General features: G+C 73.3%; 12 protein-coding genes. 11 read left to right on the top strand and 1 reads right to left on the bottom strand.

The genetic code is table 11. The annotated features are described in order from the left end of the window. The first annotated feature begins 65 nt into the window (after positions 1–65). Together AB0N63_RS04130 and AB0N63_RS04125 are read left to right on the top strand one after the other, a co-directional pair. A complete protein-coding gene (locus AB0N63_RS04130; protein WP_365523741.1) occupies positions 66–1526 on the top strand; it encodes an aminopeptidase P family protein in 1461 nt (486 codons plus the stop codon). 84 nt (positions 1527–1610) lie between these two features. After that, positions 1611–2975 (top strand): PLP-dependent aminotransferase family protein, encoded by a 1365-nt coding sequence (locus tag AB0N63_RS04125; RefSeq protein WP_365523834.1) that lies wholly within the window; start codon positions 1611–1613, stop codon positions 2973–2975. Positions 2976–3000: 25 nt separating this feature from the next. On the opposite strand, the gene AB0N63_RS04120 is transcribed toward AB0N63_RS04125, so the two are convergent. Next, entirely contained in the window at positions 3001–3447 is a 447-nt protein-coding gene (locus AB0N63_RS04120) for an ATP-binding protein (RefSeq protein ID WP_365523738.1), read from the bottom strand. A gap of 248 nt (positions 3448–3695) precedes the next feature. On the opposite strand from AB0N63_RS04120, the gene AB0N63_RS04115 reads away from it, so the two are divergent. From AB0N63_RS04115 to AB0N63_RS04075, 9 genes are all read left to right on the top strand, one after another. Further along, positions 3696–4565, top strand: coding sequence for a hypothetical protein (locus tag AB0N63_RS04115; RefSeq protein WP_365523737.1), 870 nt, complete (start codon positions 3696–3698; stop codon positions 4563–4565). Between the two features lie 184 nt (positions 4566–4749). Beyond that, positions 4750–5493 carry a YcnI family protein gene (locus AB0N63_RS04110; protein ID WP_365523735.1) on the top strand — a complete coding sequence of 248 codons (744 nt, stop codon included), beginning with the start codon at positions 4750–4752 and terminating at the stop codon, positions 5491–5493. Positions 5494–5582: 89 nt separating this feature from the next. Continuing rightward, positions 5583–6233, top strand: a complete 651-nt coding sequence (locus AB0N63_RS04105) for an SCO family protein (protein ID WP_365523732.1) — start codon at positions 5583–5585, stop codon at positions 6231–6233. Beyond that, positions 6230–6712 carry a copper chaperone PCu(A)C gene (locus AB0N63_RS04100; protein WP_365523729.1) on the top strand — a complete coding sequence of 161 codons (483 nt, stop codon included), beginning with the start codon at positions 6230–6232 and terminating at the stop codon, positions 6710–6712. Before AB0N63_RS04105 ends, AB0N63_RS04100 begins: the two co-directional genes overlap by 4 nt. Positions 6713–6725: 13 nt before the next feature. Further along, positions 6726–8786 carry a copper resistance protein CopC gene (locus tag AB0N63_RS04095; protein WP_365523726.1) on the top strand — a complete coding sequence of 687 codons (2061 nt, stop codon included), beginning with the start codon at positions 6726–6728 and terminating at the stop codon, positions 8784–8786. Between the two features lie 6 nt (positions 8787–8792). Further along, on the top strand, positions 8793–10073 hold the full coding sequence (gene efeB, locus AB0N63_RS04090; protein WP_365523724.1) for an iron uptake transporter deferrochelatase/peroxidase subunit: 1281 nt from the start codon (positions 8793–8795) through the stop codon (positions 10071–10073). Between the two features lie 176 nt (positions 10074–10249). Next, positions 10250–11182, top strand: a complete 933-nt coding sequence (gene pheA / locus AB0N63_RS04085) for a prephenate dehydratase (protein WP_365523722.1) — start codon at positions 10250–10252, stop codon at positions 11180–11182. 548 nt (positions 11183–11730) lie between these two features. Further along, positions 11731–13008, top strand: coding sequence for a serine--tRNA ligase (gene serS / locus AB0N63_RS04080; RefSeq protein ID WP_365523720.1), 1278 nt, complete (start codon positions 11731–11733; stop codon positions 13006–13008). After that, the gene (locus tag AB0N63_RS04075; protein ID WP_365523718.1) at positions 13005–13844 is read left to right on the top strand and encodes an HAD family hydrolase; all 840 of its coding nucleotides are present in this window, start codon (positions 13005–13007) and stop codon (positions 13842–13844) included. Before serS ends, AB0N63_RS04075 begins: the two co-directional genes overlap by 4 nt. Positions 13845–14027: the final 183 nt, after the last annotated feature.

Below are 14027 nucleotides of genomic sequence, written 5' to 3'. Positions count from 1 at the left end.
TCGGCCCCCTTCCGCACGACCGTACGATGGGTGGTGGTCCAGTGCCCGTACCGAGGAGGAACACCGTGGCGGAGGAGCTGCCGGAGACCCCGGAGACTTCCGAAGAAGAGCAGCCGATCAAGCAGCGCAAGAACGGCCTGTACCCGGGCGTGTCCGACGAGCTCGCCGAGAACATGAAGTCCGGCTGGGCCGACACCGAGCTGCGCGACCTCGCGCCGGTGGAGCAGGCCGAGCACACCGCCCGCCGCCGCGCCGCGCTGTCCGCGCGGTTCCCGGGCGAGCGCCTGGTGATCCCCGCGGGCAACCTGAAGACCCGCTCCAACGACACCGACTACCCGTTCCGGGCGTCGGTGGAGTACGCCTACCTCACCGGCGACCAGACCGAGGACGGCGTCCTGGTCCTGGAGCCCACCGCCGGCGGCCACCGCGCGACGGTCTACCTGCTGCCCCGCTCCGACCGGGAGAACGGCGAGTTCTGGCTCTCCGGGCAGGGCGAGCTGTGGGTCGGCCGCCGCCACTCCCTGACCGAGGCCGAGAAGCTGTACGGCATCCCCGCCTCCGACGTGCGCGAGCTGCCGGAGAAGCTGCGCGAGGCCACCGGCCCGGTGCGCGTCGTGCGCGGCCACGACGCCGGCGTCGAGGCGGCCCTGACCGACAAGGTCACCGCCGAGCGCGACGAGGAACTGCGCGTCTTCCTCTCCGAGGCCCGCCTGGTCAAGGACGACTTCGAGGTCGCCGAGCTCCAGAAGGCCGTCGACTCCACCGTGCGCGGCTTCGAGGACGTGGTGAAGGTCCTCGACAAGGCCGAGGCGACCAGCGAGCGCTACATCGAGGGCACGTTCTTCCTCCGCGCGCGCGTGGAGGGCAACGACGTCGGCTACGGCACCATCGCCGCCGCCGGCCCGCACGCCTGCACCCTGCACTGGGTGCGCAACGACGGCCCGGTCCGCTCCGGCGACCTGCTCCTGCTGGACGCCGGCGTGGAGACGCACTCCCTCTACACCGCCGACGTCACGCGCACACTGCCGGTCAACGGCGCGTACAGCGAGATCCAGCGCAAGATCTACGACGCCGTGTACGAGGCCCAGGAGGCCGGTATCGCGGCGGTGCGCCCCGGGGCCAAGTTCCGCGACTTCCACGACGCCGCGCAGCGCGTGCTGGCCGGGAAGCTCGTCGCCTGGGGCCTGGTCGAGGGCCCCGTGGAGCGGGTGCTGGAGCTGGGTCTCCAGCGCCGCTGGACGCTGCACGGCACCGGCCACATGCTCGGCATGGACGTGCACGACTGCGCCGCCGCGCGCACCGAGACGTACGTGGACGGCACGCTGGAGCCGGGCATGGTCCTCACCGTCGAGCCGGGCCTGTACTTCCAGGCCGACGACCTGACGGTCCCGCAGGAGTACCGCGGCATCGGCGTCCGCATCGAGGACGACATCCTCGTCACCGAGGACGGGAACCGTAACCTCTCGGCGGGGCTGCCGCGCCGCGCCGAGGAGGTCGAGGCCTGGATGGCCCGGCTCACGGGCTGATCCGGGAGCCGATTCGAGAGCGACGGCCGGGCACCCGCGCGGTGTCCGGCCGTTCACGTGCCCAGGGGGAGGGGTCTCGTGGACGTGCACGACTTCTGGTCCGGTGTCGGGGTGGACCTGCATCTGGAACCGGACGCGGCGGCGGGCCGCCGGGCGGGCCTGGAGAAGGCCATCCGGGACGCGGTGCGCGACGGGCGGCTGACGCCGGGCGCCCGGCTGCCGGCGACCCGGCGGCTGGCCGGCGAACTCGGCATCTCGCGGGGCACCGCGAAGGCCGCCTACGACCAGCTGGTCGCCGAGGGGTACCTGACCGCCCGGCAGGGCTCGGGGACCCGGGTCGCCGCGCTGCCCGCCGTACCCGCCGAGGAGCCGGACGCGACGGCACGCGCGCGTGCGCCCCGCTTCGACCTGCGGCCGGGCAGCCCGGACGTTGGCGCGTTCCCGGCCGCGGCCTGGCTGCGGGCACTGCGCCGCGCCATCGCCACGGCGCCCTCGCTGGCGTACGACTACGGCGATCCACGCGGCCGGATCGAGCTGCGCACCGCGCTGTCGGGCTATCTCGGGCGGGCGCGCGGGGTGATCGCTCCGCCGGAGCGCATCGTGATCACCTCCGGGTATGTGCAGGGACTGGCGCTGCTGACACGCGTACTGGAGGGCGGCGCCGTCGCCATGGAGGACCCCGGACTGCCGTTCCACCGCGAGGTGGTGCGGCGCGGCGGCGGCACCGTGGTGCCGGTGCCCGTGGACGCGCGCGGAGTACGGGTGCGGGATCTCGGCGACGAGAGGGCCGTGGTCGTCACACCCGCCCACCAGTACCCGACCGGGGTCACCCTGCACCCCGAGCGGCGGCGGGCGCTCACCGACTGGGCACGCGCGCGTGGAGCCCTGATCGTCGAGGACGACTACGACGGCGAGTTCCGCTACGACCGCCAGCCCGTGGGCGCTCTCCAGGGCATGGCGCCGGGTCACGTCGCCTACCTCGGCACCGCGTCCAAGACGCTCGGTCCGGCGCTGCGGCTGGGCTGGATGGTCTTGCCGCCGCACCTGGTGGACGCGGTGGCCGACGCCAAGCTGCACAGCGACCACCACACCGAGTCCATCGGCCAGCTGGCGCTCGCCGAGCTGATCGACGGCCACGCCTACGACCGGCACGTGCGCGCGTGCCGGCTGCGCTACCGGCGGCGCCGCGACCAGCTGCTGGACCGGCTCGGCTCCCGCCGGGTGCGCGGGATCGCCGCCGGGCTGCACGCCCTGGTCGACGTCCCCGACGAGGCCGCGGTCCTCGCCCGCGCCGAGGCGGAGGGCCTGGCCCTCGGCGGCCTCACCGCCCACTGGCACAGCCCGGACGAGAGCCGCCCCCAGGGCTTGATCGTCGGCTACGGCACCCCGAGGGAACGGCTGTACCCGGAGGCGCTGGACGCGCTGGCGAAGGTGCTGGACGGAAGCTGAGCGGGGGCACCGGGGCCGGCGGCGCCTACACCGCCATCAGCGGAGCGCCCTCACGCCACTTGAGGATCTTGTCGAAACTCACCACCGCACCGCCCCGGCCCGGCCGGTTGGCGAAGTGGACGTGGTCGGCGAGTTCCTGGATGAGGCACAGACCGCGGCCGTGCTCCGCCTCGGTGTGCGCGGTGCGGGCCGGGGCGCGGCGCACGCCGGACGGGAAACCGGGCCCCGCGTCGGCCACCTCGATCCGGCACTTCTCCCCGTCGAGATAGGCGGTGACGCGGTACGCCTCGGAGCGGTCGTCGTCCCCGCCGTGCTCGACGGCGTTCGCGCACGCCTCGCTCAGGGCGACGGACAGGTCGAAGGAGATGTCGGGGTCGACGCCCGCGGTCTCCATGGCGCCCAGCAGGAGCCGCCTGGCCAGCGGCACACTCGCAGCGTCACGCCGCAGATGGAGTGACCACCAGATGCTCATGCTCTCCAGCCTCCCGGCCGCGGCTCGACATACCGTTACGTATTGCCCGGTGCACTCGAACGTAAGCACAGCGTTCGCACCCGGCCGCCCGATCGGCGGATGTGGGGGAAACGGAACCGGTGTATGCCCGATGGCCCCCGGACGAAAAGCGGACGGCCCCCGGACGAAAAGGGGACCCAGGGGTACGTACCTCATTTCACGGACCTGGCGTACGGCACGGGCGGGGTCGGTGGGATGATGGGGCCGCCATGACAGCCCCCCACGCGCGCACGGCCACCGCCGGACGCGATCTGCGCCTGCTGCGGGCCGCGGTGTTCGCCGCGGTCTGCGTCGTGCTGGCCGCGGCCGGGCACACGCTGGCCTCCTGCGCCACGGTTCCGCTGTGGACGCTCGTCGTGGGGTTCCTCGGCTCGCTCGTCCTGGTGGCGCCGCTCGCCGGCCGCGCGCGGTCGCTGCCGGGGATCGCGGCGCTGCTCGCACTCGGCCAGACCCTGCTGCACACGCTGTTCGGGCTGGGACAGCACGGCATGGCCGGGATGCCCGGTACGGCGTCCGGCTCGATGGCGGGCCTGGGCTCGTCCGGGCCCATGGCGGCCATGAACCACGCGCACGCGCTGTCCGACGCCACGCTCGTGGAGCGGGCCGCGCACTACGTCTGCGGCGGCACCGGCGCGGCGATCAGCCCCGCCCGGGCCTACCGCATCCTGGTCGACGCGCACCTCTACTCCGGTCCGGCCCCGTCCGCCGCGCAGCACCCGGCGGACGCCCCGACCACGGGTGGTGCGGCGGCCTCGCTGCTGCCGTCCCTGCCCATGCTGCTCGGCCACGTGCTGGCCGCGCTCGCCGCGGGCTGGCTGCTGCGGCGCGGCGACCTCGCCCTGCTACGGCTGATCGAACTGTCGGCGCACGGGGTCGCCGAGGGCGCGCTCGTGCGGTCGCTGCGCGGGGCGCTCGCGCTGGTGTGCGCCCTGTGCGCCGGTCTGCCCGCAGCGCCCGGGACGGGCCCGCGCTTCGCGCGCACCGCCGACTCCACCCCGCTCACACCCCCCACCACCGCACTCCTGCACACGGTGATCCGCCGCGGCCCGCCGGCCGCCGCTCTCGCCCTCGCCGCCTGACGCGACGCGACCAGCACCCCATCGAGTCCAGCGAGCCCGCCGAGCGGGCCCGGCCGGGGGAGCGGGCCACCGTCGCGCGGCACGCGCGCGTGCCCGGGCCCGGAAGGCCGAACGGCCGACCGCCTCACGCACGCGCCTTCCCCCGATCACCGGAACACCCACTCGCATCGGAGCGCACTTCGTCATGAAGGCCATCAGCCGCAGGACCTCCCGTCTCGTCACCGTCGGCGCCCTCGCCGGCACCGCCGTCCTCGCCGTGTCCGTCCCCGCGTTCGCGCACGTCACCGTGCAGCCGGAGGGCGCCGCCGCCAAGGGCGGTTACGCGGTCGTCGACTTCAAGGTCCCCAACGAGCGCGACAACGCCTCCACGACCAAGCTCGAGGTCAACTTCCCCGCCGACCACCCGCTGGCCTCGGTGATGCCGCAGCCCATCGACGGCTGGAAGATCGAGGTCACCAAGTCCGCGCTGGCCAAGCCGCTGGAGATGCACGGCAAGAAGATCACCGAGGCGGTCACCAAGGTCACCTGGACCGCCGCCGGCGACGGCATCGAGCCGGGCTACTTCCAGAAGTTCCCGCTCTCCCTCGGCGCGCTGCCCGAGGACACCGACCAGCTCGTCTTCAAGGCGCTGCAGACGTACTCCGACAAGGAGGTCGTCCGCTGGATCGAGGTGCAGCAGAAGGGCCAGGAGGAGCCCGACAACCCGGCGCCCACGCTCCAGCTGACCGCCGCGGCCGACGGCCATGACGCGGCGGCCCCGGACGCCGCCGCCAGCGCCGACGCCAAGCCCGCGGCCCAGAGCACCGCCACCGCCGAGAACGGCACCGACACCACGGCCCGCGTCCTCGGCATCGTGGGCATCGTGGTCGGCGCCGCGGGCGTGGCGTACGGCGTGTTCGCCGGGCGCCGGCGGACCACGGCCGCCTGATCCTCCGTCCGCAGCGCGCACCGGGGTCGTGCGACTCCGTTGCACGACCCCGGTGCGCGCCGGATTCCTCACTTCTGGGACATTTCTCTATGCGCAAGAAGACGTACGCCGCGACGGCGCTGCTCGCCGCCGCCCTGATGGCCCTGTCCGCCTGCGACAGCGACGGCGGCGGCGACAAGCCCGCCACGGTCGTCGCCGAGCAGTCCTCGCAGCAGGCCGCCACGGTCCTCGACCAGCCGTTCGAGAAGCCGGATCTGGTGCTCACCGACACCCACGGCGAGAAGTACGACCTCCGCAAGGAGACCGCGGGCCGGCCCACGCTGATCTACTTCGGCTACACGCACTGCCCCGACATCTGCCCGCTGACGATGAGCAACATCGCCGTCGCCAAGAAGTCGCTGCCCAAGGCGGACCGGGACAAGCTTCGGGTGGTGTTCGTGACCACCGACCCGGCCCGTGACACCCCTGCCGAACTCCGCAAGTGGCTCGGCATGATGGACCCCCAGTTCGTCGGGCTGACCGGCGACTTCGCCACCATCCAGGCCGCGGCGCGCAGCGTCGGCATCGCCATCGAGCCGACGAGGAAGGACAAGAACGGCAAGCTCGTCTCCGTGCACGGCACCCAGGTGATCGCCTTCTCCCCGAAGACGGACGCCGGCTACGTGGTCTACGGCGAGAGCACCACCGTCGAGGACTTCACCAGGGACCTGCCCAAGATCGTCAAGGGACAGAACCCGTGAGGCGCGCGGCGACGGCTCTCCTCACGGCCGGCGCGCTGGCCGGCACGGTCCTGCTGACCGGGTGCGGCGGCTCGGCCTCCGCCTCCGCCGACGGTTCCGGGGCCCGGCCCGACCTGTCCGTCGGCTCCGCCTACATGCCCCAGCCGGTGTCGGACTCCATGGCGGCCGGGTTCCTGACCATCGTCAACAAGGGCGGCGCCGCGGACGAGCTGACCTCGGTCACCAGCGACGCGGCCGGCTCCGTCACCGCGCACGAGACCGTCGGCGGGACGATGCGTGAGGCCGACCGGCTCACCGTGCCCGCGCACGGCCGGCTGGAGTTCAGGAGCGGCGGCGACCACCTGATGTTCGACGGCCTCAAGCGCAGGCCCGAGCAGGGCCAGACGGTCTCCGTCGTCCTGCACTTCGCCAAGTCCGGCGAACTGCGGGTTGAGCTGCCGGTCAAGCCGGCCACGTTCAACCCGTCGACCGGCCACTGAGGGAGGGACCACCTTGACACGGACCATCACCCCCCGGGCCGCCCGGCCCCTGGTGCTGCTTCTCCTGGCCGTCGCGGGCCTGCTGCTGGCCGGTGCGGGGCCCGCCGCCGCGCACGCCGCGCTGACCGGCAGCGACCCCCAGCAGGGGGTGGTGGTCCCGCAGGCGCCCGCCCAGGTGTCGCTGACCTTCTCCGAGCAGGTCGCCCTGGGCGACGACTCGCTGCGCGTGCTCGACCCCGCGGGCAAGCGGGTCGACACCGGCAAGCCGGCCGACATCAGCGGGACCACGTACGCCGTGCGGCTGCGCGGCGGCCTGGCCAAGGGCACCTACACCGTCACCTACCAGGTGATCTCCGCCGACAGCCATCCCGTCGGCGGCGCCTACACCTTCTCCATCGGCGCGCCCTCCAGGACGTCGGTCGTCACCGGCGGCCAGGAGGTGGGCGGCGGGCTCGTCGGCCTGCTGTACGGCGTGGGCCGCTACGCCTCGTACGCCGGTTTCATCGTGCTGGCCGGCGGCGCCGCCTTCGTGCTGGCCTGCTGGCAGCGCGGGGCCGGGGTACGGGCCGTGCAGCGGCTCGTGGTCTCCGGCTGGCTCACGCTCACCACGGCCACCCTCGCCCTGCTGCTCCTGCGCGGCTCCTACACCACCTCCGGCAAGGCCGGGGACATCGTCGACCTGGACCTGCTCGGGCAGGTGCTCCAGACCAAGACGGGCGCCGCCCTGGTCTCCCGGCTGCTGCTGCTCGCCGCCGCGGCGCTGTTCGTGGCCGTGCTCTTCGGGGTGTACGAGAAGCGCGAGGACGAGGAGAAGCGGGACCTGACCTTCGGGCTCGCGATCGGCGGGACCGTGGTCGCCGCCGGGCTCGCGGCCAGCTGGGCGTTGGCCGAGCACGCCTCGGTCGGCCTCCAGCCGGGCATCGCGATGCCCGTGGACGTCGTCCATCTGCTGGCCGTGGCCGCCTGGCTCGGCGGGCTCGCCGCGTTGCTGGTCGCGCTGTACCGGGCGCCCGCGGACCGGCCGGTCGAGCCCGCCGCCGTACGCCGCTTCTCCCGCCTGGCCTTCGGCTCGGTCGTCGCGCTGATCGCCACCGGCGTCTACCAGTCCTGGCGCCAGCTCGGCTCCTGGTCCGCGCTGACCGGGACGCGCTACGGACAGCTGCTGCTGGTCAAGGTCGCCCTGGTGCTGGTGCTCGTCGCCATCGCGTCGTTCTCCCGGCGCTGGACCGCCCGGCTGGCCGGGGCGACGGGGGACAAGGCCGCGGTGACCTCCGGTGCGGGCGCCGGAAAGGCGGGCGCGGGCGCCGGAAAGGCCGGCGCCGGTTCCGGAAAGGCGGGCGGCGAGAGCCGTACGAAGGAGACGGTGACGGAGTCCTCGGCGGCTTCCGCGACGGCTTCCGCCGAGGGGCCGGCGAAGGCATCGGCGAAGCCGCCTGCCGAGGCCGCCACGAAGGGCGAGCAGTCCACGGAGGCCGCGGCCGGCGGCGATGCGCGGCGGTCCGCCCAGCTCGCCCGGCAGCGGGCCGCCATGGACGCGGCCCGGCTCAAGCGGCAGCGCGACGCCGACCCGAACCGCTCCGGGCTGCGCCGCTCGGTACTGGCCGAGACGGGCGTCGCCGTGGTCCTCCTCGTCGTCACGACCGTGCTGACGCAGACCGAGCCCGGGCGCACCGTGGAGGAGGCCGCGGCGGCCGCCTCTTCGTCGTCCTCCTCGTCCTCGTCGTCCTCGGGCGGGACCGTCACCCTCGACATGCCCTTCGACACGGGCGGCCGGAACGGCAAGGGCGTCGTACGGCTCGACATCGACCCCGCGCGCGTGGGAGGCAACGAGATGCACCTCTATGTGCAGCGGCCGGACGGCAAGGCCTTCGACGTCCCCGAGGTCAAGGTCGCCCTCACCCTGACCGCGAAGAGCATCGGGCCGCTGCCGGTGGCCCCCGACCACATCACCACCGGACACTGGGCGGCGAGCGGGGTGGAGATCCCGATGGCGGGCGACTGGCAGGTCGCCGTGACCGTGCGGACCTCCGACATCGACCAGATGACCGTCACCAAGAACGCGCAGATCGGCTGAACCACCATGACCGACCGGACCATCCAGGACCCGTCCGCGCTGCCCGCACCACGGCAGGCCGACACCCCCGCCGCTGCGGGTGTGTCGCGCCGGCGGCTGCTCGGCACGGCCGGTGCCACCGGTCTCGTCCTGGGCGCCGCGGGCGCCGCCGCCGGGTACGCGGCGGCGCCCGCCGGGGCCGCCCCGCTCACCTCGCTGGGCGCCGGACGGGCGATGTTTCACGGGAAACATCAGCCCGGCATCACCGAGGGCCTCCAGGCGCGCGGCCATCTCGTCGCCTTCGACCTGGCGGCCGGAGCGGGCCGCCGGGAGGCCGCCGCGCTGCTGCGCCGCTGGTCGACGACGGCCGAGCGGCTGATGGCGGGCGAGCCCGCAGCGCACGGCGACACGGACGTCGCCCGGGACGCGGGACCGTCGTCGCTGACGCTCACCTTCGGCTTCGGACGCACCTTCTTCGACCGCACCGGCCTCCAGAAGCAGCGTCCGGCCGCCCTGGCCCCGCTGCCGGACTTCTCCTCCGACCAGCTCGACAAGGCGCGCAGCGACGGCGACCTGTGGGTGCAGATCGGCGCCGACGACGCGCTGGTCGCCTTCCACGCGCTGCGCGCGATCCAGAAGGACACGGGCAGCGCCGCCCGGATCCGCTGGCAGATGAACGGCTTCAACCGCTCGCCGGGGGCCACCGCGCACCCCATGACGGCCCGCAACCTGATGGGCCAGATCGACGGCACCCGCAATCCCAAGCCGTCCGACTCCGACTTCGACCGGCGCGTCTTCGTCCCCGCCGACGGCGACCCGGCCTGGATGGCGAACGGCTCCTACGCCGTCGTCCGCCGTATCCGGATGCTCCTGGACGACTGGGAGAAGCTGTCGCCCAGCAGCCAGGAGAACGTCATCGGGCGACGCAAGGCCGACGGCGCGCCGCTCAGCGGGGGCGACGAGACCACCGAGATGGACCTGGAGAAGACGGGCCCGGACGGCTCCTACGTCGTCCCGGTCAACGCCCACGCGCGGATCACCCGGCCCGACCGGAACGGCGGCGCGGCGATGCTGCGGCGGCCCTTCTCCTACCACGACGGCTTCGACGACCGCGGAGTCCCGGACGCGGGCCTGCTGTTCATCTGCTGGCAGGCGGACCCGCTGCGCGGCTTCGTGCCGGTGCAGCGCAAGCTGGACCGCGGCGACGCGCTGTCCCCGTACATCCGGCACGAGGCCAGCGGGCTGTTCGCCGTGCCGGGCGGTGCGGCGAAGGGCGAGTACGTGGGGCAGCGGCTGCTGGAGGGGTGAGGCGGGCGCCCGCTGGGGGTGGCGCAGAGATGAGGCGGGCGCCGCAGCAGAGGTGAGCCGTACCGCGGGCGACGGAGGGCGACCGGCTCGGCCGCCCGGGCGGGCGGGTTCACCCGCCGGAGGGGCGGGCGTGAGACACGCGGGCCGAGCCGGTGCGGGGCCATTAGGGTGAGGTCATGCCAGCGAGCTACGCGTATCTCGGTCCCGAGGGCACCTTCACCGAAGTCGCCCTTCGCACGCTTCCCGAAGCGGCCACGCGGGAGCTGATCCCGTACGTCTCCGTGCAGTCCGCGCTGGACGCGGTCCGCACCGGGGAGGCCGAGGCCGCGTTCGTGCCGATCGAGAACTCCGTCGAGGGCGGCATCACCACGACGCTCGACGAGCTCGTCGCGGGTCAGCCCCTGATGATCTACCGCGAGGTGCTGCTGTCGATCACCTTCGCGCTGCTGGTCAGGCCGGGTACGAAGCTGTCCGACATCAAGACGGTCACCGCCCACCCGGCGGCCCAGCCGCAGGTGCGCAACTGGCTGAAGGCGAACCTGCCGGACGCCGTCTGGGAGTCGGCCGCCTCCAACGCCGACGGCGCCCGGCTGGTCCAGGAGGGCCGCTACGACGCCGCCTTCGCGGGCGAGTTCGCCGCCGCCCGGTACGGCCTGGAGGCCCTGGAGACGGAGATCCACGACGCGGAGAACGCGCAGACCCGGTTCGTCCTGGTCGGCCGGCCCGCCCGGCCCGCGGCCCCCAGCGGTGCGGACAAAACGTCGGTGGTCCTGTGGCAGCGTGCCGACCATCCCGGCGGGCTGCGCGATCTGCTCGGCGAGTTCGCCACCCGCGGGATCAACCTCATGCTGCTCCAGTCCCGTCCGACCGGCGCGGGCATCGGCAACTACTGCTTCTGCGTCGACGCCGAGGGGCACATCGCCGACCGCCGGATGGCGGAGGCGCTGACGGGCCTGAAGCGGCTGTGTCTCCAGGTGCGCTTCCTCGGCTCGTACCCGCGGGCGGACATCGGGGTCGCGGATGTGCGGCCGCCGTTCACCGGGACCTCGGACGAGGAGTTCGTGGCCGCCGCGGACTGGGTGGCCCGCTGCCAGGACGGCCGTTTCTAGCCAGTACTGGTCCCTTCACAGGGGTCGCGGGCGCGGCGCTGTTATCCACAGGAGTTATCCACAGGCTGGCCGATCGACCTGGGGACAAGTCGATACGGACCCGGGACTCAGTCGACAAATCGGCCTATGGCTCCCCAGTCGGGCCACCGTCCCACAGGTCACCCTTCGTCCACCCGTTTCCTGTAGTTCATCTTTTGGGGCGACCTTTTTCCACCCGAACGTGGTCGTCGGACCGGTTCGGGGCAGGAATTCTTCCTTCTTGCCACGCTTCACGGATGATCAATTCCGAAGTCCACAGATCTTCCACACAGCCTGTGGACAACTCTTCGGCCGAGGTGGATCCCTGTGGACAAGAAGGCCGCCAAGTCCCCTGCCCCACAAGGAAATTCGGTCAACCGAACGATCCCGGCCTGCCTCCCTCCAGGGAGCACACGCCGCGTTATTGACACTCCGCCGCAATTCGCCACCATCCGTGTCCGGCGGCACGCCGGGCGCGGTTCGGAATACTGGGTCGTGGGCGGCGACGGCACACGGGTAGCCTTGACCGCGTGATTGACCTTCGCCTGCTCCGTGAGGACCCCGACCGTGCGCGCGCCTCCCAGCGTGCCCGTGGAGAGGACGTCGCGCTCGTCGACTCCCTCCTGTCTGCCGACGAGCGGCGCAGGTCGTCCGGCGTCCGCTTCGACGAGCTGCGCGCCGAGCAGAAGGCGCTGGGCAAGCTCATCCCCAAGGCCGCCGGCGACGAGAAGGCCGAGCTGCTGAAGAAGGCGAGCCAGCTGGCCGCCGACGTCAAGGCCGCCGACGCCGAGCGCGACGCGGCCGACGCCGAGACCCAGGAGCTGCTGCTCCAGCTCGGCAACCTCGTCCACCCCGACGTGCCCGTCGGCGGCGAGGAGGACTTCGTCACCCTGGAGACGCACGGCACGATCCGCGACTTCGACGCCGAGGGCTTCGCGCCCAAGGACCACCTGGAGCTGGGCCAGCTCCTCGGCGCGATCGACGTGGAACGCGGCGCGAAGGTCTCCGGCTCGCGCTTCTACTTCCTCACCGGCGTCGGCGCCCTGCTGGAACTGGCGCTGGTGAACGCGGCGATGGCACAGGCCACCGCGGCCGGCTTCACGCCGATGCTGACCCCCGCCCTGGTGCGCCCCCAGTCGATGGCGGGCACCGGCTTCCTCGGCCAGGCCGCCCAGGACGTCTACCACCTCGACAAGGACGACCTGTACCTGGTCGGCACCTCCGAGGTGGCGCTGGCGGCCTACCACATGGACGAGATCATCGACGCGGAGCGGCTGCCGCTGCGCTACGCCGGCTTCTCGCCGTGCTTCCGCCGCGAGGCCGGCTCGCACGGCAAGGACACCCGCGGCATCTTCCGCGTGCACCAGTTCGACAAGGTCGAGATGTTCTCCTACGTCGCTCCCGAGGAGTCGCAGGAGGAGCACCGCCGGCTGCTGGAGTGGGAGAAGCAGTGGCTGACCTCGCTGGAGCTGCCGTTCCGCGTCATCGACGTCGCCTCGGGCGACCTCGGGTCCTCGGCCGCGCGCAAGTTCGACTGCGAGGCGTGGATCCCGACGCAGGGCAAGTACCGCGAGCTGACCTCCACCTCGGACTGCGCCGAGTTCCAGTCCCGGCGGCTGTCGATCCGGATGCGTGACGGCAAGCAGGTGCGGCCGCTGGCCACGTTGAACGGCACGCTGTGCGCCGTACCGCGCACGATCGTCGCGATCCTGGAGAACCACCAGCAGGCCGACGGCTCGGTGCGGGTGCCCGAGGTGCTGCGTCCCTACCTCGGCGGCCGGGAGGTCCTGGAGCCGCAGGCCAAGTGACCGCCGCCGCTCCCACGGCCGCCGGCGACGAGACGTCCGGCGGCCTGCCGTACCGGCTGATCGCGACCGACCTCGACGGGACGCTGCTGCGCTCCGACGGATCGGTCTCGCCGCGCACGCGGGACGCGCTCGCCGCAGCGACCGAGGCGGGCGCCGCCCACCTCGTGGTGACCGGCCGCGCGGTGCCGTGGACCCGGCACATACTCGACGACCTCGGCTACCGGGGTCTCGCGGTCTGCGGCCAGGGCGCCCAGGTGTACGACGCCGGCGCGCACCGGCTGCTGACCTCGGTGACCCTGGACCGGCGGCTGGCCGGGGTGGCCCTGGCCAAGATCGAGGCGGAGACCGGGCCGCTGTACCTGGCGGCGAGCCGGGACGGCCTCGACGGCGACGTCGTGGTCGGCCCGGGGTACGCCCTCACCGGGTCGCTCCCGGCCACCCCGTTCACGGACGCCTCCGATCTGTGGAGCGCGCCCCTCAACAAGATCTACATCCAGCACCCGACGCTGACGGACGACGAGCTGGCCGACGTGGCCCACCGCACCGCGGGCGGCTTCGTGTCGGTCACCATGGCCGGCGAGGGCATCGTGGAGCTGCTGCCCCTCGGCCTGTCCAAGGCCACGGGGCTCTCGCTCGCGGCCCGGCGGCTGGGGGTCAGGGCGGCCGACACGCTCGCCTTCGGCGACATGCCCAACGACATCCCGATGTTCACCTGGTCCGCCCGCGGGGTGGCCATGGCCAACGCCCACGAGTCCCTGAAGGCGGTCGCCGACGAGGTGACGACGTCGAACGACGACGACGGGATCGCGGCGGTGCTGGAGCGACTGCTGGGCTGAGGGGACCGCGGCGGCCTCCGGCGGTGGTCTCCGCGTACTTCGCGTCGGCGATGGTTTCCGCCGCTCTGCTTCCGAGCCCGGCCGGGCGCTCGGTCTCGGCCCCGGCGGCAGTCCCTTCCCCGGCCCAGGTCACCGGTGCGCGCCGGGTCCGAAGCGAGTCGAGTTCTCCTTCCGACCCGCGTC

The organism is Streptomyces sp. NPDC093260 (assembly GCF_040683715.1).
In the GTDB taxonomy this organism is placed as follows: Bacteria; Actinomycetota; Actinomycetes; order Streptomycetales; family Streptomycetaceae; genus Streptomyces; species Streptomyces sennicomposti.
The sequence above is the reverse complement of the archived record's forward strand: the minus strand, read 5'-3'. Positions and strand labels throughout refer to the sequence as shown.